The organism is Sphingomonas immobilis (assembly GCF_030580995.1).
GTDB lineage: Bacteria > Pseudomonadota > Alphaproteobacteria > Sphingomonadales > Sphingomonadaceae > Sphingomonas > Sphingomonas immobilis.
The window spans coordinates 76,123-96,793 of record NZ_JAUQSZ010000014.1; the positions used below are offsets into that span (position 1 = coordinate 76,123).

A 20,671-nucleotide genomic window follows, 5' to 3' on the forward strand; every position below is an offset into this window, starting at 1 on the left:
TCGAGTGAGACGGCTGCGGCCCGGACCCGCACGACTGACCGGCTGCAGCTTCGACTCATGCGCGAGGATATCGTGGAGCTCGATGCCGCGGCCGACGCGCGCGGGCTAAAGCGGACCGAATGGCTCGTGATGCTGTTGCGTCGGCGGCTTCATTCACATCCGCTTCCACCGCGCGCCGACCGGGTACAGATCGCGCAGTCCTGGCGCGAGCTCAACCGGATCGGCATCAATCTCAACCAGGCGGTCCATGCCCTTCATGCCGCGACCATGGTGGATTCGCGGCTCGACCTGGCGCGCGAGGCTGCGCGGGTGGCATCCTTCCGCGACGAGGTGGCCGACCAGCTGCGCGCGCTTGGCCACGCTCTCAAAGGTGACCTGAGCTATTGGGATACGCCCGATGACTGAGGATGATGATGGCGTCCTGCCGCTCCCCAGTCTGATGGAAGCCTGGCGACCGCCGACCGGGGGCAAGCGCAGCCTGCGCGGGGGGACGCTGCGGATCCGCTCGGGTGGCAAGGGGAGGAGCGGGAGCGCCGCCGCGCCGATGTTGTCGCCGGCCGAGGCACGCGCCAAGCTTGAGCGCATCGTGCGCAAGGCGCCCGAGGTCATGGTCAAGATCTCGGGCAAGCAGCGTGGGGCCAGGCACCTCGCCGAACATTTTGGGTATATATCGCGGCATGGGAAGCTCGAGGTTCGCAGCAGCGAAGGCGAGATCATCACCGACGAAAAGCGCTTGAAGGCGATCGCAGCCGATTGGGACATGCTCGATCAGGCGATGAACCTTCATGGCAAGGAGCGACCGACCTCGATGTCGATGGTGTTGTCGATGCCCGGCGGTACGACCGATGCCGCGACCATCCATGATGCCGTCCAGGCGTTCGCGCGCGTCGAGTTCGAAGGGCAGTTCAGCTATATGGTAGCGCTCCACACCGACACCGCTCACCCCCATGTCCATCTGACCGTCGCGACCCAGGGTGCGGACGGGACGCGGTTCAATCCGCGCAAGGCCGACCTTCATCATTGGCGCGAGAGCTTCGCCCATGAGTTGCGTCAACGCGGTATCGCCGCCGAAGCGACGCCGCGCCGTGCGCGCGGCCATGTTCAGAAGCGGGTTCGCTCGCCGGCGCACCATCTGGAGGCAAGGACAGCGGGGCAGGGGAGGGATTTGGATCTCAACCGGCTGATCGAGGAGCGGGCGCAGGCGTTCGCACGGTCACAGAATCCGGAGCGTCGGGTGGAGGACGTGCTGGCGCTCGGCCGCCAGAAGCAGATCCGGGGGGCTTACGCTGAGGCCGCGGCAGCGCTGGCGGCGACCGGGAAGGACGAGGATCGCGCGCTGGCAGAGGATATCGCAGGGTTCGTGGCCGATATGCCGGCGGCGGTGTCGCGGCGGTTGGAGCGCGCGCGGGAGATCATGATCGCCGATCGGAGTTCGGCGGCAGCGGACAGCCGCAGCCGTAAATCAGATGCTTTGCCCTCGGCTGAGTCGGACAAAGATAAACGCAAGCCCCCTGATCGCGAGCGCTAAAGATGTGGATAAGTTGGGGTAGGGGCGTACTTCAGTTAAAGCGCAGTCCGAATAGCCCGCCGGTTTCGGTTGCGTCGGTCAGCTTGGTGTCGAGCACATAGGCACTAACATCAAAGCCGTCACGAAAGCCGTCTTTCGGCAAAGCATCCGAATTCATCGTGACGATGTATTGGAATCCGACCGCGGCAGCATGATCGGCGCCGAGCTGCAACGCTTTGGCCACCTGCCGTTCGTCGACCCCGTCAAAGAGATGACTGTCGTGAACCAGGAAACCCGGCCCCATGCCCCGGCGGGCGGTCAGTTCGGCCAGCATGAGATCGAAGCAGAATATCTGCATGTTGGTGATGCCCTTGCTGCGCTGGGCATCGATACGAATATCGACCTGGGGACCGTTGGGCGTGGCGCTGACCGTCAGGCTCCCGGCTTTTTCGTAAAGCGCGTTGGACAGATCCTCGAACACGAGGATCGCTTCCTCGATGATGCTCTGGCGCTCGTGATGATCGTCCTGAAGCGTCTTCAGGAGCCGCGCGCGCTCGATGTCGAGTTCGGCTTTCGTGCTTTCGATCTGCTCCGCCGTCGTGAGGCGTTGTCTCAGTCCTTCGGCGTCCGCCTCCGCGCGACCGGCTTCCTGCTGGAGCGCTGCATAATGTTCCAACGCGCCGCCGGATTGGAGGATGCCCATCAGCTGCCGACGACGGCCATCAAGGGTTTCGCGCGCACGATCGCGCGTGCAGATACGATCTTCCGCGGCCTGGACCTCGGACGTCAGGTGCGATCGTCGATTTTGCACGATCGCCTGGTGAAACTCTTCCACTTCCTCGAAGCGGCGACCGACCGATCCCGGCAGCACGACACCGGCTTCGCGATAGAGGCGGTCCAGGCTGGTCGTCGCCGGCGGAAGCTCGCTGTCGATCGCCGCGCGCAGCTGTAGGATCAGTTCCCGATCTGCGGTATTGTCGTCGCTGAGTGTCGAAATCTCTCGCGTGATCTGCGAAGCCTCCTGCTCCATCCCCGAATATTCGGGAACGACATTGAAGGTGTCGAGTTGCTCGCGCATCCTTCTGGCACGGGCTTCGGCGATCGTCATGCGGGTCCGGAGATCAGCCGCCGTGCCGAAATAACGGCCGAGACTGCCGTCCTTCGCCGCCTTGCGCAACTCCGCCATCGCACGCTCTCGCGTGCGGACCTCCTGAAACTGTTGCGGCACGCTCGCGTCGAGGCCCAGGAGATAACTGATCGCTACCTGTTGATCCCAAGCCTGCTGCATCGAGGATTGCTGTGTGGGCGACGCGAACCCGCCGCTATTCTGCCGCCGCACGAAATAAGAGAATAGAGATCGAAAGCTCGGCCGAAAGCGACCGTTTGCTTCGTCGTCCACATCCGGGTTCAGGCGGAAAAGCAGCGCGCCCAATGCAGCGCGCCAATTTTCGTTGCTGATCACCAGATCGCCGGTCTTGGCTTCGAGAGACGGGGCGATCGGCCAATCGGATGTGTCGCCCTGCAATCGGATGCGGGATGGCTTGGTGCCGGATCGCGCGACATCGACGAGCGTCGGTCCGATATCGACGCGGGCCTCGAAGCTGAAGCCCGCCAGTTCATCGGAGCGGAAAATGCTGTCCTTGTCGGCATTGGTGCCGAACAGGAAGTGGATCAGCTCGACAAGGCTGGTTTTGCCGGCGCCGTTGCGGGACTGCCGATCGGTCGCCCCATCGCTCTTGTCAGCGAGCAGGATGTTCAGCCCGGGCCGGAAGGCCAAGCTCTTGAAGCTCGGAAGGTCGCTGGAAAGGCCGTGGATCATGAAACGGTCTTTTGGACCAGACCACGATCGAACTGCACGGCCTTCACGATAAACAGCAGGTCGAGCGCCAGCACGAACCAGTCATAATTGATCGGTGCCGACACCGCCCGATCGCTGCGAGAAATGCGTATCTCATCCCAGAGACGCGAGACGGTCATCGGCTCGCGAAGGCAGCCGAGCACGTCGGCACCAACCGCCAGGAGCGCCCGATCGGGCCGGATATGTTTGGTCGGTAGAATCATATCGCGTCGATTCGAATCGCGTCCTCAAAGATGTCACAACGTTCAAAAAAGTAGGAAAGCACAGCGAGCACCGCACCTTGGCGCGCTGGTTCTCCGGTCATACCCCCCGCGAAAGCTTGAAGCTCGCCGAAGATATCGTCCGGTGATAGCCCGACCGCCTTCAGGGCCTGATAGCGCACCCGGAACGCTTGTGCGATCTCTTCGCCGAGGTCGGGATCAGGCCAGCCGGCAAAAAAGGCTTCGACCAACTGCTCCCGGCGGCGGCCCTGCCGCAGCAGCCCGGCTGCGTCCTGGGAGAGGGCATTGCGTTCGAGCTTTGCCGCCGATGGCGCCACCAGCGATGGTTCCGCGTCCGGTTCCTGCCGTTGAATTGCCAGCAGCACCGGCCGCAACGCCTCGAAATCGAGCTTCTCCAGCACACGGCCCGATGGAACGGCGCCAAAGAGATCTTCGAGCTGGTGGAGCGCGAGCGACATGGCGATCAGCCGCAATTCCGCTTCGCCGCAGACGGCCAAGGCGACGTTCGGATTCGCGGCGTTGAGCGCGGCGAGTTTCTTGACGGCCTCGGCCGGGAGGCCGCGGCTGTCGTTATGGACAAACTCCCACCGCAGCATTTTTGTCGTCCAATGGACGAGCGCGCCTGCGAAATCTTCATCGACCTTGGCAAGGAGGGGTTCGAGTTTCATTGCATCGGGCGCATAGCATTGGAACACGGTGCCATCGCTGGCCCGGAAGCCATCGCATTTCAGGTCGCCTTTCGGACCGTAAGGACGGACGGGTTGGAAATCGCCCGGAAAGGCATGCGCCATGATACGGGCGAACAGGCTCTCGAACGCCTTGCCGCGCTCGCGCAGAAAGGCATTCTCGAACTTGAGCCCATAGGCAAAGCGCTGCGTGTCGTCCAACTCATCCCCCGAACTTGACCACCATAACCTTTGGCAGAATCAGCAAGCAAATCTATTAATTTACGCCCATCGTTGGGGCGATGAACGGCGCGCTCTACTCCGGCAGGTCGGCTTCGCGCAGAACGCGCATAACCTCGCGAAACACCCCTTCGAATGGCGGCAGATCGCTCATCTGTTGCTGCAGCCGCCCCGTCCAAAGCGTGCCTAAACGCTTTTCCTTGGCGGCGATCGCGGCGGTCACGCCATTGGGCATGCGTTCCCGAAGGGCGAGCTTCTGGGTGAACTCGGCGAGATATTCCGCTGGTCGAATATCACGCTCCTCGAGCAAATTCCAAAGGTCGTAGAGATCGCGCGGCTCGGTGCGGGCCTTGTCCGACAGGGCCGCCAGCTTCTCGATGAATATCTCCGCCAGGCTGTAGGCCAGAATGGTCGGGCCTTCCGGCAGGTCGGCAAATTCCTCGAAGGTCCGCAGGATCGGGCGCTCAGCCAGTGGAAAGCAGAACACCTCATTGATCGTGATATCGACTTTCACGTCGCTGCGCGCGGGCAGGGGGCCTTTGTAGCTCAGATAGAAGGTGTGGGTGTTCTGATGGCCATGCCGGTCGGGCCGATCATAGGCCATGTTGATCCCCGAAGCCGCCTCGAGGATGGCGAAGATCTCGTTCAGGCCGGAGAGTATCGCGTCCAGGTCGATCGGCTTGATCAACGAAAAATCGAGATCCTCGGAAAAGCGGTAATTCTCGAACCAGCAGCGGCGCAATGCCGTCCCGCCCTTGAAGGCGAAAAATTCGCGCAATGGATGCTGGGCCAGGCCGGTCAGGAACCAGGCCAGGCAATAGTCGCGTTCGATCACCGCCTCGGGCACGCGGCGGCCGCGAGGCTTGAGAAGGCCGTTGGCGATACGGGAGAGATCGCGCTGGGGAATCATCAGCTGCTCCGGATTATATCGAGTTCGTCGGGCTCGACGTTGAGTCGGATGCGCCATCGGGCCAGCATCCTGCCCTCATTGGGAAACAGGGGATCGAGGCGCTGATAGGTCGGCGTCAGCCGCGCGCGCAACGGCTCCAATGCGGCTGTGTCGGCCAGTTCGTATAATTCCAGCAGATAGCCCAGGCGGCGGATCACCGCGCCAACGCCGAGGCGAAGCGCGTATTCGATCATCAGTTCGACCCGCAGTGTATCGCGCTTCATCCAGAGTCCCTTGGCGACCTCCGTGACGCCACCGACATATTGCGGATGGTCGAGACCATCGATGATGGTCCGCTCGGGATCGCTGACCCTGACCTGCTCCTCGGATGTGATCCAGATCTCGGTCAGACCGAAGAAATCCTGCGGTTTGACGTCGACGAAGCGGAACTCATACCCGTGAATGTGCTGCGGGCGCAGCCGTTTGGCGCAGGAGACGATGATGGCCAACTGCGGTTGGGTGACCATGCGGTGCAGCTCGAGGGCGCTGCCGTGGGAGATGAAATAGTCCGCATCGCCAACCAGTGTCCTTGCAATGAGGTAAGGATCGCTCACATGCTCGGTGTCACGGCCCCGCTCGAATGGCACCAGATTGTAGAGGCCAGGCTTGAGACGCGTGACGATGCCGCGCGCTTCCGTGTTCGCGACGAGGCTGCGTGCCGATGACGGGCTCAGACCTGTGATCTCGGTGACGTCCGCAAGCGAAAAAATCGGCTGACGGCGTTCGTTGAGTTCGACGATCAGCTGGGCGGCCCGAGGTCCAAGCGTCTTGAGATTATATCCTTCGCGCAATTTGAGCCTCTATGAGCGATGTCCGGCGCGTTCGATATAACGGAGGTTATATTATATGGCAAGATCGTCGCCTTTAGTGGGACGGTCCGCGCAGGCAGTATACATCCAACAGGCCTTGGGTCGGGCCGCTCGCGGTTTATCAATCGTGATAAATGTTCGGCGAAGACGAACAAAAGTCGCGTTTCTTAAACCAGGAGCCGATCGCCTGAGCCATATGTCGTAGAGGGGTTGCGGCACAAAGACCGATTTTGGATCACCGAGACCGGCTGCGTTCCTGGGGTTTGGGCTCGCGACCTGGACGAGGGATGGGGGGCGTGGCTGGGTCACGGCCGCGGACGATATCCTGCCTGACGATCGGGGAGGCGTCCTTGACCATTGCCGGGCGGATGTTCCGTCCCGCCGCAATATGCGCATCGAGCTGCGTGCGGGCAACTGTCATCACCCGCGCGACCGCTTCGGGATTGTCGAACAACGTCCGTCGGATCACCGCTTCCATCACGCGCATCTGGCTGTCGGCCGCACGATCGTTCGGCGTGTTGCCACGATCGCCGCGCCGGGCATCGGGCCGTTCCAAACCATTGCCGTCGCTCCGGCGGCTTATCCCGGTTGACCCACGGGCGACATCGACGTCACGGGCTGCCATGGGCGCGATCGTATTGCGGCTCGTCTCTCCGCGGAGCCGGTCGAGCTCCTGGAAATCGCGATCATTGGGCTTGTAGCCACGTACCTCCAGCCCCTTTTGACTCGCCTCGATCCAGACCGATCGCCGAAATTCTTCCGATCCCGTGACGTGAATCCGATCCCAATTGCGGTGTTGTGCGATCGCCACCAGATCCTTGACGACCTCCTGGCTCTCCGTCGCCGTGACCAAGCGCCGGCCCTGATCGCGAAACGCGGGATCCTTTGCTTGCGCCGTCGTGAAAAAGGCGGGTTCGCCCGACCATTTTGCCTTGTCGGCATAATAGCGCTTCCGCACGCTCTCCGGCACATCGCCCGCCTCGAGGGAATGCACCTTGGGCGCGCGGCGCGGCACACCGACAGCCCCGGCATGATCAGGCGCTTCAGTGGGACCCTTCGATCCCCCAGGCGAGGACCTTTCCGGCGGAACCGACCCAGGCGCCCGCGCCTTGCGCCGTTCGGCGGCGTCGATGCCAACGCTGTTGGTAGTGGTCCGCGCCGTACCCGATTGCTTGCGATCACTCTCTGCCATGGTCATGCCTCTCGGTCACAAATGCTGGAGATTGGGCGCCGGCACCCACGGGCTCGAGAACGGCCCGGGCCGTCATCGCCGTGACAAAGGCAATAGCGGCCTGTTCATCGCCGGGGGGTGGCAGATCCACCATGTTGCCGAGCACCAACATGTCATCGGTGATCTCGGCAAAGCCCGACAGTTCGTCATCGGTCAACGCGCGCGAGTTTGGTTGTGCCTGCTCCGCAGCCGCAGTCGCTGGACCGTCGTTCAACAGAGCAGCCCGCTTCGCGCTAAGGGCCTGCGCTAACGGATCGCTGCTGCTCGCCCCGCCTGCCAATTTGGCGGCGGACGACACGGCGTTAATCGCGATCGGACGGGGCGCAACCTTGGGCGGGTCACTGATCCGGCTCGTGAAGCGCTTCGAGCGGAAATACTCGATCTTGCGGCCCCTGACGGGCGGAATCCCGCCGCGCATCAGCAGAAGGTCGCCCTTGGGCATCTGCATCAGCTCCTGAGGCATCATCAGCGCGCGCCGCTGGTCCGATTCCGACACGCTGCGGTTGGCGAGCAGGCCATGGATCGTCCGGCTCTTCGATTTGACGTTCATCGTGAAAAAACCGAGCCGCTCGGAAAGTTCGTTGGCGACCTTCAGTTCTTTGGGTGTGAATACGATCTCCAGACCGCAGTTGGCGATGATCTCGTCGGTGACATCCACGCCATAGATACCGCGGGGCTGGGACCGGCTCTGGATGACTGGCAACAGGCGAAGCCCGTAGCCTGCAACGTAGGAAAACGCCGACGCGATGACCGGTGCCTTGCCGAGGCGGGCGAACTCATCGAGCAAAATGAGCACCGGCACGCGGCCGCCATTCTCAGGCAGTTCCCGCGTATTGAGATCGATCAGCTGCTGAAGAAAGAGGTTATAGACGGGCGCGATCCGATCAATATTGTCGGGCGATACGCCAAGATAGATCGAAATCCGCTCGCGGCGGATTTGGCGCAGATCGAAATCGGTCTCTGACGTCGCGGCATCGACATAGGGATTGAGCCAGAGATTGAGCTTCGAGGTGATCGTCTGCTTGATGCCCGAAAATGTGTTGTCGGACGCGGAGGTGAAGTCACTCAGCGCCGACACACAGGCCTGGCTCAGCCGTTGCCCCCGCTTCTGCGCCTCTTCGACGACCTTCGGCAATTCGACCTTCGGATCGCCCGTCGTCAGTCGCCGATAGATTTCGCCGATCGTGAAGGGGAGGGCGGGATTGGCCGCGACAAGGGCGCCGACGCCGACAAAGGCGGCGCGCGCCGCTTCCGCCCAGAATGGATCAGCCTTTTCCGGAGCCGGAAACAACATGCCGCCGATCTTCTGGAGTTCATTGATCACATCGGTGTCGTCGAGCCGGTCGATGAAGCTCAAGGGATTGTAGCGGGCGCTTCGCCCTTCGGGGTCGAGCGGATCGAACAGATAGACCGACTGGCCATGGCGCGCGCGAAAACCTGCGGTGATGTCCCAATTCTCGCGCTTCACATCAAGCACCACCACCGAGTCCGCCCAACTCAGAAGATTGGGGATCACTACGCCGACGCCCTTGCCGGCGCGCGTCGGTGCCTCAAGCAAGACATGTTCGGTGCCGCCGAAAACGAGATAGCGGCCGCCTTTCTGCCCGACGATGATCCCGCTGTTGCTGCGCAGATGTTCGCGCCGGATCTCGCTTTCGCGCGCGAACCGTGCCTCGCCATGGAGCGTGCGCCCCTGCTTCAGGATGATGAGCAGGATGACGAAGGCGATTGCGCCGCTGACCAGCGCACCGCGCTCCAGCCACAGATGCAGAAGCGGGTCGCGGCGATAGTACCAGAGCCATCCGGGTATCGCCGAGACCTGCGTGCGCGGGCCGATCTGGTTGAGGCCGACGAGCGCGACCAGCACCGCGCACAAGGCACATGCCAAAACGGTTGCCGCGAGCATCCCCGCGACGATCGCGACCTTAGTGAGCGGTCGCGCGTCCGACAGGCGGGTCAAAATACACCTCCTCGACTTCGAATTTTCCGGCGCGCTTGCGGGTCTGGACGACGACGTCGACCAACATGTGCAACAACCCACGGATATCGTCGCGGGCCAGATCGCGCCCGCCTTCGGACTCCTTCACCAGCAAGGTGAGCTGCTCGAAAGCGCCCATCGCTGAACCGGCATGGACGGTTGTAATCGAGCCGGGGTGACCCGAGTTCACGTTGCGCAGATAGAAAAAGGCAGTCCCGTCGCGCAGTTCTTGCAACAGAATGCGATCGGGCCGCATGCGCAGCGCACTTTCAAGCAGCTGCTTCGGGCCGACCTTGGCCAGGCCCTGTCGCTCGCTCGAATAGACCATATGCACGACGTTGCGGTGTTCGACGACAAGCTCGCGCGTATCCTCGATCGTGAGCAGCCGCTCGTCGGGCGGGATCAACTGGATCAGCGCCTTGGCAAAAGTGGTCTTGCCCGAGCCGGTCGCGCCGCTCACCAGGATGTTTTTGCGGGCGGCGACGGCGGTCCTGAAGAAGGACGGCCAGTCACCGGCGTCGCGCTGTGCCACCAATTGAGCATCGACTTCGCCAAGACCGCACGCCGCAGAGCGAGTTCCCTTGAACAGGCCGGTCTGCTCGAGCTGATCGATCGCCAGATTGACCCGGGAAGGCTTGCGCACCGTGAAGGACGGCGCGCCATTCGGGGTCACCGAGGGTATGACGATCTGGCACCGCTCTCCGCCCGGCAAGATCGTCGAGCAGATCGGGGTCTCGGCATTGACGTCCTGCCGGGTGAAGCTTGCGGCCGCGACGGCCAGCGTCGCCAGCCAATCGCTGTCGAGTTCGGCGACGCTATGCCAATGCCAACCGCGATGATCCTCGATGCCGACTTCGCCGGGCTTGTTGATCACCAGTTCGGTGACCTCGACCGGCTCCAGCAGCGGCAGGATCGGCGCGAGATAATGGCGCAGGACAGCGGTATCGCTCATCCTCAGCGCCGCAACTCGAGATTGTAGACGTCGGCGAAGTTGAAGTCCTTGGCGACGAAGATCCCGACCTCCTCGCCCTGGTTTTTCTTCAGCACCGGTCGGATATTGATGCTGTTCTGGAGTGCAATGCTCGCCCCCTCGCTCGGGGTCCGGGTCGTATTATTGAAGTTGTTGCTGCCACCTGAAACGGACTGCCCGGCGATATAAGCGGCGTCGTCGACCAGCGAGAGCAGCAACGCGCTACCGAAGCGCGCCCAGAAGAAGGTGTCCACGGACCCGGCGATGCCGGCGCGGCCAAGGGCGTCCGACCCCGGCGAAGCCAGGTCGATGCGCACGCCCTGCGGCGTGACGGCCCGCGTCCACAACACGAACAGGCGGTTCTGCCCTTGCTGGATGCCGCCATGATATTCGCCGAGGACTTTGGTGCCCTTTTCCATGAGCACGACACGGCCATTCTCCGAATAGACGTCGCGCGGAATCAGGCACGAGGTGTAACCGGGCTGCGCAGAATTCATCGCTGTCTGGAGGATGCACGGGATCAGCGTGCCGGCGGTGACGAGATAATTGCGGTTGGGCAGCATCGAGGCCCGTGCCTCGCCGACCGCCGAACTCTGTCGAAGCGCGTCGAGCGCATTGGGTGCGCCGCGGGCGGCCGTATCGTTAGCACCATCGCCGCCGTCCGGACTGGCGGTGCCGCTACCTGCGCCACTTCCACCGCCCGATGGCTGAAGCGCATCGCGCCCTCCATAGGCGATCAATGTCGATCGCCGTGCCTGGTCGGCCAGGTTCTGCCGCGTATTCTGCGGCGCGCCTGCCGGCGCTGCGCCCGGTTGCATGGCAGGAACGATCTGTCCGTCAGGGCCAACGACCTGCGTGCCAGGTGGAGGATTGATGACGGGTGCGTTGGGATCTGCGGCGAGAGCGCCAAGCGGCTTGGGTTTCGCCGCGACGGCATCATACGCGACGGTCTCGCGCGCTGCCAGATCGGGGCGTTTGGCCATCGACTCCGGTTTGCCCATCAGGCTGCCGGCATTGTTGGTGCTTGGCCCCGAGTTGACCCACAAGATGCCGAGAACCATCGCCGTTCCCGCGAAAATCAGGGCGGTGTTCCGCTTTGCCGGTGTCATCCCACCGATCGGATCGATGCCGCGCTCGCGGATGATTTCGTCGCGTTCAGGTGTTGGATCGCCTTGCGGGCGACGAGGGGCCTCGGCCGCAGACTCGTCCATCGCGCTCACTCCTTCGGGTCTTGTATGGTGCGTTCGACATGCGGCGACGCTGTGTTGGTGCCGTGATCGACGCCGTAAGGTGTTGGCGCGAGATTATAGATGCACAGCACCTCCCGGTTCCGGCGCAGACGCAGTTGAGCCGCCACAGCGTGAACGACCACGAACTCGTCCCGGACATCGAATGGGACCAACGTCTCCGAGCCGTCCGGGCGCACGAGATAAATCGCCGGGATTTCGTGGTTGCCGGGAAAACGCAGGACCGTGAACTGGCCGTTGTCGGAGATCTCCGACGGCTGAAGATCGCTCGCACCCTGGACCTTGTAGTTCAGATTACGCGGTCCATCGATGACGCCGTGGTCAAGGGCTCCCCGAACGGCGCTCGCCTGCAATGCCGCGACGCGCTGTGCTTCCTGCGTCGCGCGCATGCGAGCGGCACGATCAGCTTCATCGCGCGGGTAGCGAAACCGAACCTGGAAGAATGTATCACGGCTCCCGCTGCCGATGGGTCCTCGGCGCGCCGTCAGTTCGAAGGCGTAGTTGCGCAGCTCACCCCCGCGATTGGTCGTGACGATAAGGTTCGTTGGTCCCGCCCGCTCACGGGGTTTCAGGAACAGAATGTGACCGGCAACCGCCACTTCCCAGGAGACGGTGTCGCCGAGCGCGACATGTTCAATCGTCTCGTCGGCGCCAAGCACGACCTGGGTCGCTGTCCGGAATGTGCCGACGATCCGGTAGACCTGGGTCTCCTGATATTCGACGAACTTCACGCGTGGATCCGCCGGCCCACCGCGCGGCGTGTCCTCCGCGAGCGCGGGTGTCGCCATAATGGCGATAAGGCTCGCTAATGGAAGAAGGCGGTTCACCGCACCACCTCGGGGTCCGCGCGGTAATTCTCGACCTGGAACCCCAATGGGTTGCGATAGCGGTCGCCCTCCGCCATCGGCGCGTTCGTGTACCGGAAGGTGACGGTCGCGATCCAGTCGCTGCTTTGCGTATCGGTGTCGGTCTGCACTGTCCGCGTGAAGCGGACGTTGGCAACACGATCGTTGATGAAGGCGATATTGCGCACGCGGGCCTGGACGACCGCGCTCTTGCCCCACACGACCTGTGGGCTTGCGGCGTTGTTCGAGCTGAAAAACCGGCCCCAGCGTTGCTGCTCGCCTGGTTCGGACAGGATAGTGACGGCCCGGAAATTCTCTTCGGCCGCCGCCGGCAACCAGCTTTCCCGGGTCCGGACATATTGCGCGAGGAAAAATTTCGTGACCGCCTCATCATAGCGCATCGGCTTCTGGGTGACGGTGGTCTGCACGTCGACGGCGCCCGTCGTCTGATTGACGCGAATGATGTACGGCATGACCGTCTTCAGCGGCGCAAGGCCCGCGAGTGCGAAACCCTCCGCGGTCGCGGCAAGCAGGCCCAGGCCAGCTACCACCCAGGCGATGCGTTCGGACCGCAACGATTTACGCTGGCGGTCCTGATCCCAGGATCGGGCATGGCCGAAATAGAGTTCGGCGTCCTTGGCCGGCACGCCTTCGGTCTGATTCCGCATGATCAGCAACTTCCATAGGTGCTGGGAGCTGCTCGCGCCGATGTCTTCTCGGACAAAGGAACGGGCGGGGGCGGTGTGCCGCGATCAGCTGGTTGCTTGATCTGTGGCACGGGTGGTGGGGCAGGGGGCACCACCACGGCGGGGATCGGCGAGCCCGGCAGTACGCTCCCATAGATGTTGACGTCGCGCAGGTGCTTGCCATTGCAGACGGGCAGTTTCTTCGGCCCGGAAGCCCCTTGGGCGAGTGTCGGGAGCAGGGCGATGACGACCGCCGATCGTCGGAGCGCACGGACTATCGTGGACGGCCTCGTCATTGGGTGTTCCTTCCTCATGCGCGGCTCACCGAACCGCCGCGCTGAGCGGCCCGTTCGAGATTGCGACTGTTGCGAGCGATACGGCGTTGCTGGAACGGTGCCGCCATGGACCCCCACGCAGAGCCGGCGAAGGCGCCGATGCCGGCGGACGCGCCCCCGGCAATGCCGGTCGCGATTGACGGCGCCTGGAAAAAGAAGATCGTTCCCAAGAAAATATAAACGGCGAACAGCACCGCACCCAAGGCGGCGTCTCCAACACCTTCGGATGCGGTAATCGCGGTAGCACCAAGGTCAGTGATCAAGGCCGTGATCGCGATGATCACTGCCATCAGCACAATGAAGTTGAAGGCCTGCCCGAGCCAGCCGTGAAATAGCCTTCGCGTGGTCTCGAAGAGCGAAAGGGCGATGAAGATCGGTCCGAGCGCGATGATGATGGCCAGTGCCACCTTCGCGAAAACGGTGATGGAGAAGCCGATCGCCGCAGATAGTCCGGCAAGCGCTTTAAGACCGAGGCTCAGGACGTACAAAACGAGCTTGTATGGGTTGATATCGCTGTAGGTTGCCGCCTCGGTCTCGATCCTCGCGATAATAACGTCACACTGGCTGAAATAGTCGTCGAACACGTTGCCAACGCTCGTGACGGTATGCCCCGCCAACGCCTGCGAGATCGCATCAGGCATGCCGTGAAACAGGGGATTAGTTACCCACTCCGTGTAGGCGACCGTGGTGGCCGCAACGTAGAGCAAACACAGTTTCACCATTCGGTAGACAAGCTCGCCCCACGGCTCGCTGACGATGCCGCGCATCACCATGTAGCCGAACAGCGCAATATAGATGACCAAACCAAGCGCGAGTGGGCCGCGCACAACCTCGATGACATTGTTCAAGCGCTCGTTAAGGAACATGTCGAGCTTGCCGTCGATGTTGGTGTAGAGAGTGGTGAAGAGCCCGTCGGCCATCTCATCTTTCCCCGGTCAATGGGCCGGCGACAGCGAGCGCAGCTTTTGATCAAGCGTCTTCACACTCTCTGCGTTCGAGCATTCCTGTGCGTCGCGATGCGTGCCATCGGCGCACGCCTTCAGGACTTCCGCGAGCTCTTGGGGGTGGGCTTTGAGGTAATCCTTTCCGCGCGCAGGGGGTTGGCACGCGACCAGAAATGCCGGGACCAAAAGCGCGAATGCCTTGAAGATGGTTGCCTTCATTGATGGAGGCTCCCAAGCTTTCTTGCTAAGATTTGCTCGCTCTCCTGCTGCGATCGAATCCGCTGCTCCGCCTGCTGCCTCATTGTGAGCGCCTGAAGTTGCACTGCGTCGTTCTGGATATGAGCATTTTCCACGCCGACACGGGCTTGGATATCCATCACGTCCTTCGCGTCTGACGCGGTGTCGAGCGACGAGCGCAGTTCCTCGAGACCTGTCGTCCGCTGGGCGGTGACGCCATACGCTGCCTCGGCAATGGCCGCGTCGCGCGCCGCCATGTCACCATTTCGAGAGATGGAATCGCGGTTCGACCGCTCGAAAGCCGTCGCATCCGGGCGCAGTTCGGGAAGCTCGACGCGGTTGCTGATACGGATCCGATCTGCGGCGGTCCCAAGGCTACCGAGGCCCGTGGTGTCAGATGACATGAGGCGCTGAATATCCCGTGCTTCGCTCGGCAAGAGGTGGCGAACGGCATCGGTGTTCAGGGACGACGCGATCTGGTTGACGTTCGTCAGCTTGTTGACGCTGTTGTAGAGCTCGGTCGCCTGCGAAATCTGCTGTTTGCCCTGCTCGATCATCGACAGGGTGTTCTTCACGGTCGAGAGCGTCTGCAGGAAGGTGCTGGAATCATAGACCGGGATGCCTTGCGCGAACGCCGGCATGGACATCGTCAGTCCGCTGACAATCGCGAGCGCTCGTAATGCTTTCATGACCTCATCCTTTCCTTCTGGTGGTGGCTCGGCGGCGCTCGTGAAAGACGGGCAGCCAGTCGCTGGGATCGTCGCCATGTTCGCGGCGAACCTGATCGAGGATTCCCACGGTCTCAGTTGTGCCCGAGAGGACGGCCAGCTCGTCGGACAGCCCGCCGAGATCGAGTTCCACGACGATGGAATCGTGACCCTGCTTGACCAGAAAGCGCCGGCTTTCGGGGATCAGATCGTTTCTGATGAGTTTGAACTCGGCGCGGGTGAGGCCAAGCCCATCGATATAATCGACCTCCCGGCCATGCGGGTTGGGCAAGAGGATCTTGGTGGCGACCTGCTCCATGATGCTATGCGAGATGTCCGAGCGCAGCGCGTCGGCCGGGCTTTGCGTCCCGAAGACCAGAAACGCATTCTGCTTCCGGTATGTCTTGAGGCCATCCTGCGCGAAGGCGCGGAAGGCATCATCGCCCAGCGCCTTCCAGAACTCGTCGATATCGATTACGAGCCGGCGGCCATCGAGCAGGGCATCGATCCGGTGGAACATGTACATCATCAGCGGCGTGCGGATCTCGGGATTGTCGAGGAAATCCGTCATGTCGAAACCGATGAACCTGGCCTCGAGCGTCAACTCGTCGCGGTCATTGTCGAACACCCAGCCAAGCGCTCCGCCCCGTGACCATTTCTCAAGCCGTGCCCCGATACCTTCCGGATCACGTTGTCCGAGCAATTGGCGTAGCGCGAGGATGGACCGTTCTTCCGGGGGAAGGCGCCCGATCGAGAGGATGCCCTCGTCGATCATCCGCTCCTGCGTGACGCCGAGCTGGATGCCCGAGGGGGTCACCAGATGCCGGATCAGCCTGCCGAGGAAGACGATATTGCCCGGGGTCTGCTCGAGCGCGCGGAGCGGAGCGAAGCCTGTCGGCACGCCGTTACGCAGCGCCAGATACGTGCCACCGGATGACCGTACATAGATTTCGGCGCCTCGGTCCTTGTCGATGAAGATCTGCTGCGCGCCGGTTTTCTCGAGCTGCGCCATCAGGAAATTCTGGACGACAGTCTTGCCGCCTCCCGACGGACCGATGATCAGCGTATGGCCGAGATCGTTCACATGAAAATTGAAGTAGAAGGGGGACTGAGCCGCGGTCTTCATCAAAGCGATGGCAGCGCCCCAATGATTGCCCTCCGCCTTGCCGGCAGGAAAGGTGTGGAAGGGGGAGAGAGCGGCGAAATTGCGCGACGTGATCGCCGCCGGCCGCGCACGCCACGCAAAGTTGCCCGGAAGCTGCGACCAGAAAGCGGCTTCCAGCGCCGGGCCTTCCCGCGCCGAGACCAGACCGGCATCGGCGAGCGCAGCCCGTGCCGTCGAAAGATTTTCGGCTAGGCGTTTCTGATTTTCACCGAAGACCGCGAGCGAGAAATGATGCTCGCCCAGGACAAAGCGATTGCTCTGCAGATCGTCGGCCGCGTCCGCCAACTCAAGCGCCTGACTTGCAGCGGCATCCTCGGTCGATGCCATCTGGTTCTGGCGCCGCCGCAGGCGCTCGGAGGCCCGCGCCTTGCCCATGAACGCAAAGGACTGCGTGACAACGAACGCGAAGTCCTGGCTAAGGAGCGCGTTCATCTGGCCGGGTCGCGTCATGGCCGGATATTCGCGGATACCGAACAGACCGACAAAGCGGCTCGTATCATGCGCGCGCACCTCGACCGTCTCGCGGCCGAAGATCACGCGTTCCCCATAGATGGCGGAACCGAGATGGCCGCGGACCAGCGGCACTCTGCCGGCGCGGCCCATCATTACCAGCTCGAGCACCTCGAGCGGTTGGGAGAACATCAGGCCGTTATGCTCGTAGAGGTGCAGACGCCGAGGCCGGCAGCGTGCGAGGAGCTTCTCGATATCGCGCGCCTTGTCCTCGAAGCGTGCGAGCTCATCCTCGTCCACCTCGGTCCCTTCCTTGCGTGCCGACGCCAGACGGCGAAGCAGCACGCCGGTGCGGTCGGCCGATCCCACGGACGGGCGCATGATCAGGGTGAGGTACAGTTCGTTGACAAACATCCGCTTGGCGGTGACGCGCGCACGATATTTTGCATCGAGGTCGGCCGCAAAAGCCGAGCGGAACTCGCCTTCGGGATAGTCCGTGATCGGCCGGCGAACGATGTGGGTCCAGATCGCGAGGCGGTCGTCGGCAATATTGCGCAGCGTACCGTTGAGCTTCTCGTGCCAGTCGTTGAGATGGACAGGGTCGGCGGTTTCAAACGCCATGCCTTCGAGCTTGAACATCATCATGAGGTCGCGCCCGTCGAGCGCGATGACGTTCTCGTCGATATGGCGCGCATAGGGCAGGTAACGCGCCGGGTCGGCCTCTTGTTTGAGGATCCGCCATGGCGTGCGGGCTGTCGCTCCGCTCAATGCGCTGGCCCGGCTAGCCACGTGCGAAGCCCGGGCGCTTCGCCCCGTCGATCGGCAGGGGAGAGTAGGAGCTGCCGCCCCACCAGCCGCGGTTGCGGCAGCGCGCCTTGGTCGTCGTCCACAGCCACAGCAGTCGAAACGCGTTGGCGTCGTGCCGGACAATCAGTCGGGCAATCGTCAGAAACGCACCGGCCAATGCGAAAGCGTAGAGCGGGTTGCCGGTGATGATGAGGGTCAGGCACGCTGCCAGCGCGATCGGCAGCGATGCCTCGATCGGTACGCCCAACCACATCGTTGGTCGGGTCACGGCCAGGAAGAGTGTCTCTTCCCTAAGCTTTTCGTCGTCCATCGCGGCGCACTCACGCGCCGCCGGTGATGGTATCGACGATCCACTGCGCGCTGAACACGATGAAGATACCGACAATGACCGTCACGAGGAGACCGAGGCTGGCACGGCCCGTGAAGAACATGAAGCCGACGATGACGACCGCGATCACCGCGATCGTCTTGGCAAATGTGCCGGTCAGCCAGGTCTTGATATTCTCGGCCATCGACGTGACGCCATCGGCCGCCTGGGCATGCGCGGGGTCGCTCAGCAGCATCGAAACCAGGATGGCGGTGGCGATGAGCGCCAGCGTCTGGACGAAAGCGCGGCGACGTGGCGGGAGCCAGATCGATATGGTCGAAGCGGGAATTGTCATTCGGTCGGTCCTTCTCTCGATGCCGGCGTCCCGTCACCAAACACCATCATCGAGGCGGTTTGGGCGCCTGCGGAAATGTCCCAGGACCGCGGTGCTTTCACCGCCGTCTGCACAATGCGAGGCTCCTGGATTGGCGTTTCGGATGCGGGTATTGGAGGGGTGGACCTGGCCGAGCCTGCGCCGGTTGGCGCCAATCCCCTGATCGCGGGAATAATGACCGCAGAGCTCGCATAGACTCTCGCCACATAGCCGTTGCCAAAGCCACGGGCCTGACTTCCGGTATTGTACATCGAGAGAGCAACGGAGATCGCGCGATCGGACGAACCCTGGGTGCGCGCCGCGTCAAGAAAGTTGCTCGACAGGACCCGCGCTGCTGCGGCGAGATTGCGACAGGGATCGAATGTATCCTCGACCGAGAGACCCAGCCATCGAAGATTGGCGCTGTTGATCTGCCCGAGGCCGAGGTCGATATTATATCCCTTGGCGATCAACGATCGGGCGATCCGGGCGGCCGCCGCAGGCGTCGCGGGTCTTTCGGGTCGGATGCCGCGGGCGTTTACGCCGATGGCCAATGTGTCGAACTTGCTTTCGGTATGCACGACGGAAACCAGTGTTTCCGGCGCGACCGATGGCGCGCATTGCTGCGCGAGGGCAACGACGCTGGCCAGTTGCAGGATCATTGTGAACCCATTCTGGCTGGATACGGGGCCGGCGTAACGCGCTCGATATTGGCAAGCGAATAGGTTTGTTGCCGACCATCGGCAAACGTCATCACGACACGGCGGCGGGTGGCGGAGTCACGGTCGTAAACCTTGGTCTTCGCGACACCGCCGCCGCTACAGCCGGGAAAGGAGCCGCCGGTCGCCAGCTTTTGCCAAAGCTTGGTCATCGGGGGGATGCACGCGCCGTATTGCATCGCACCGCCCGGATTTGCGAGGCAAAGCAGAACCTGGCAGCCAAGATCGTTGGCTCGCGCCGGAACCGTCTGGGCGGACATCGCCACGAACGGCACGGCAAGGGCGATGTGCAGGCGCTGCATCCGATTTCTCCGCTTTTCAGCGCCGCTGCATTAAAAATGCTCCGACCACTTTCCGTTGAAAATCACCTCTCTTTTGAACCCGGCGCGGCAAATTCGGGCAATCCCCCCACAAGGGGGGAGCGGACGAACAAAGGATGGCAAGGGCGTAGAAATGGAAGTCGGCGTTGATGGCCAACGACCCTAGGAGCCTCAAGTCAAAACGACCTGAAGTGCTGCTCGCTATTGTGAGAGGCGGCGCTACTAGACGAGCGCGTCGATGTTCAGATGTCCGTCTCGCACGGCGCGAAGCACGAGCTGGGTCCGACGACGCACGCCGTATCGCCGGCGTGCACCTTCGACATATTCATGAACAGTATCGCGGCTCAACCCCAGTATCTGTCCGATCTCCCAGTCGCTCTTGCCCTGTGCCACCAGATCAATGCAGTCGATCTGGCGCGGGCTGAGCGCTATCGGCACGTTTGCCAGTTCATCTGGACCGAGAAGGGTTCGAGCCTGGTCGAACGCAACGGTGCCAATCAATCGGGCGGAGAGAAGGTCCGGGCTTGAAATATTGTCATCGCCCTGACGCGTTATGGTGAACATCGCGTCGGGCTCGTCGTGCATCCTGATCGGCATGGTGAACCCAGATGCCAGTCCATGTGCGCGACCCCGTTCAAGGATCGACCGCTGGCGAGCATTGGGCGCGATATAATCGCCGATCTGATCCCAGGTGAGCCCGGAGACGGTTTTGACGCAAGCGGCGTGAACCGGATCCTCAAGATAGAGACGTGACTCCAGGATTTCCTCGATCCAACGCACCGGATAGGTGGTTATCAGCAGGGCTTTGCGGGTGGTCCGCTTCAAGTCGACATTGTGCACCAATGCGAACCAACGGAATCCGAACTGGCGCACAATCGCATCAAGCAAGGATTTGAGCTGATCGAGCGTTGTCGCCTGCCGGCATTCTGCTTCGAATGCGGTGATATCGCCCAAGCGGCCGGCATCTTCGAGACTGCTCATAGTGCGAACGATTCGCATTTTGTTTGCGGCTTCGTCCAGTCACCGTTCGGCGAAGCCATTGAAAAACAAGACCGGCTGCCTCCAGCACCCAACTCCCCGCAAGAAAAGCACAGGTCGTCT

At 62.4% G+C, this 20,671-nt stretch carries 22 protein-coding genes; 2 read left to right on the forward strand and 20 right to left on the reverse strand.

The features are described 5' to 3' along the window. Positions 1-57 precede the first annotated feature (57 nt). Both Q5H94_RS20480 and Q5H94_RS17995 read left to right on the forward strand, forming a co-directional pair. Entirely contained in the window at positions 58-405 is a 348-nt protein-coding gene (locus Q5H94_RS20480; protein WP_341850120.1) for a hypothetical protein, read from the forward strand. After that, positions 398-1,528, forward strand: coding sequence for a relaxase/mobilization nuclease domain-containing protein (locus Q5H94_RS17995; RefSeq protein ID WP_304562669.1), 1,131 nt, complete (start codon positions 398-400; stop codon positions 1,526-1,528). Before Q5H94_RS20480 ends, Q5H94_RS17995 begins: the two co-directional genes overlap by 8 nt. Before the next feature lie 31 nt (positions 1,529-1,559). Here Q5H94_RS17995 and Q5H94_RS18000 read toward each other — a convergent pair whose 3' ends face one another. The 20 genes from Q5H94_RS18000 to Q5H94_RS18095 form a co-directional block, all read right to left on the reverse strand. Next, a complete protein-coding gene (locus Q5H94_RS18000; protein WP_304562670.1) occupies positions 1,560-3,326 on the reverse strand; it encodes an ABC-three component system protein in 1,767 nt (588 codons plus the stop codon). Next, the gene (locus Q5H94_RS18005; RefSeq protein WP_021243503.1) at positions 3,323-3,568 is read right to left on the reverse strand and encodes an ABC-three component system middle component 6; all 246 of its coding nucleotides are present in this window, start codon (positions 3,566-3,568) and stop codon (positions 3,323-3,325) included. The genes Q5H94_RS18000 and Q5H94_RS18005 overlap by 4 nt, the downstream gene beginning before the upstream one ends. After that, entirely contained in the window at positions 3,565-4,473 is a 909-nt protein-coding gene (locus tag Q5H94_RS18010; protein WP_304562671.1) for an ABC-three component system protein, read from the reverse strand. The genes Q5H94_RS18005 and Q5H94_RS18010 overlap by 4 nt, the downstream gene beginning before the upstream one ends. Before the next feature lie 94 nt (positions 4,474-4,567). Continuing rightward, the gene (locus Q5H94_RS18015) at positions 4,568-5,401 is read right to left on the reverse strand and encodes a nucleotidyl transferase AbiEii/AbiGii toxin family protein (protein ID WP_179563572.1); all 834 of its coding nucleotides are present in this window, start codon (positions 5,399-5,401) and stop codon (positions 4,568-4,570) included. Continuing rightward, a complete protein-coding gene (locus Q5H94_RS18020) occupies positions 5,401-6,231 on the reverse strand; it encodes a type IV toxin-antitoxin system AbiEi family antitoxin domain-containing protein (protein ID WP_179563573.1) in 831 nt (276 codons plus the stop codon). The genes Q5H94_RS18015 and Q5H94_RS18020 overlap by 1 nt, the downstream gene beginning before the upstream one ends. A gap of 253 nt (positions 6,232-6,484) precedes the next feature. Beyond that, positions 6,485-7,447, reverse strand: a complete 963-nt coding sequence (locus Q5H94_RS18025; RefSeq protein WP_179563574.1) for an LPD7 domain-containing protein — start codon at positions 7,445-7,447, stop codon at positions 6,485-6,487. Beyond that, positions 7,428-9,386 carry a type IV secretory system conjugative DNA transfer family protein gene (locus tag Q5H94_RS18030; RefSeq protein WP_304562682.1) on the reverse strand — a complete coding sequence of 653 codons (1,959 nt, stop codon included), beginning with the start codon at positions 9,384-9,386 and terminating at the stop codon, positions 7,428-7,430. The genes Q5H94_RS18025 and Q5H94_RS18030 overlap by 20 nt, the downstream gene beginning before the upstream one ends. A gap of 19 nt (positions 9,387-9,405) precedes the next feature. Beyond that, a complete protein-coding gene (gene virB11, locus Q5H94_RS18035; RefSeq protein WP_179563575.1) occupies positions 9,406-10,410 on the reverse strand; it encodes a P-type DNA transfer ATPase VirB11 in 1,005 nt (334 codons plus the stop codon). Between the two features lie 2 nt (positions 10,411-10,412). Further along, on the reverse strand, positions 10,413-11,639 hold the full coding sequence (gene virB10, locus Q5H94_RS18040; protein ID WP_179563576.1) for a type IV secretion system protein VirB10: 1,227 nt from the start codon (positions 11,637-11,639) through the stop codon (positions 10,413-10,415). A gap of 5 nt (positions 11,640-11,644) precedes the next feature. After that, complete coding sequence (gene virB9, locus Q5H94_RS18045) at positions 11,645-12,502, reverse strand: P-type conjugative transfer protein VirB9 (protein ID WP_179563577.1); 858 nt, start codon at positions 12,500-12,502, stop codon at positions 11,645-11,647. Next, positions 12,499-13,188 (reverse strand): VirB8 family type IV secretion system protein, encoded by a 690-nt coding sequence (locus Q5H94_RS18050; RefSeq protein WP_179563578.1) that lies wholly within the window; start codon positions 13,186-13,188, stop codon positions 12,499-12,501. The genes virB9 and Q5H94_RS18050 overlap by 4 nt, the downstream gene beginning before the upstream one ends. A 328-nt stretch (positions 13,189-13,516) precedes the next feature. After that, on the reverse strand, positions 13,517-14,461 hold the full coding sequence (locus tag Q5H94_RS18055; RefSeq protein WP_174839267.1) for a TrbL/VirB6 family protein: 945 nt from the start codon (positions 14,459-14,461) through the stop codon (positions 13,517-13,519). 15 nt (positions 14,462-14,476) lie between these two features. Beyond that, positions 14,477-14,704, reverse strand: a complete 228-nt coding sequence (locus Q5H94_RS18060; RefSeq protein WP_179563579.1) for an EexN family lipoprotein — start codon at positions 14,702-14,704, stop codon at positions 14,477-14,479. After that, positions 14,701-15,411, reverse strand: a complete 711-nt coding sequence (locus Q5H94_RS18065; RefSeq protein ID WP_179563580.1) for a TrbJ/VirB5 family protein — start codon at positions 15,409-15,411, stop codon at positions 14,701-14,703. The genes Q5H94_RS18060 and Q5H94_RS18065 overlap by 4 nt, the downstream gene beginning before the upstream one ends. A 4-nt stretch (positions 15,412-15,415) precedes the next feature. Next, positions 15,416-17,833, reverse strand: coding sequence for a VirB4 family type IV secretion/conjugal transfer ATPase (locus Q5H94_RS18070; protein WP_179563581.1), 2,418 nt, complete (start codon positions 17,831-17,833; stop codon positions 15,416-15,418). Beyond that, complete coding sequence (locus tag Q5H94_RS18075) at positions 17,826-18,161, reverse strand: VirB3 family type IV secretion system protein (RefSeq protein WP_179563582.1); 336 nt, start codon at positions 18,159-18,161, stop codon at positions 17,826-17,828. Before Q5H94_RS18075 ends, Q5H94_RS18070 begins: the two co-directional genes overlap by 8 nt. A 10-nt stretch (positions 18,162-18,171) precedes the next feature. Then, entirely contained in the window at positions 18,172-18,513 is a 342-nt protein-coding gene (locus Q5H94_RS18080; RefSeq protein ID WP_179563583.1) for a TrbC/VirB2 family protein, read from the reverse strand. Further along, on the reverse strand, positions 18,510-19,193 hold the full coding sequence (locus Q5H94_RS18085) for a lytic transglycosylase domain-containing protein (RefSeq protein WP_179563584.1): 684 nt from the start codon (positions 19,191-19,193) through the stop codon (positions 18,510-18,512). Before Q5H94_RS18085 ends, Q5H94_RS18080 begins: the two co-directional genes overlap by 4 nt. After that, positions 19,190-19,552, reverse strand: a complete 363-nt coding sequence (locus Q5H94_RS18090; protein ID WP_179563585.1) for a hypothetical protein — start codon at positions 19,550-19,552, stop codon at positions 19,190-19,192. The genes Q5H94_RS18085 and Q5H94_RS18090 overlap by 4 nt, the downstream gene beginning before the upstream one ends. A gap of 240 nt (positions 19,553-19,792) precedes the next feature. Beyond that, entirely contained in the window at positions 19,793-20,551 is a 759-nt protein-coding gene (locus tag Q5H94_RS18095; protein ID WP_304562672.1) for an autoinducer binding domain-containing protein, read from the reverse strand. Between the last annotated feature and the right edge of the window lie 120 nt (positions 20,552-20,671).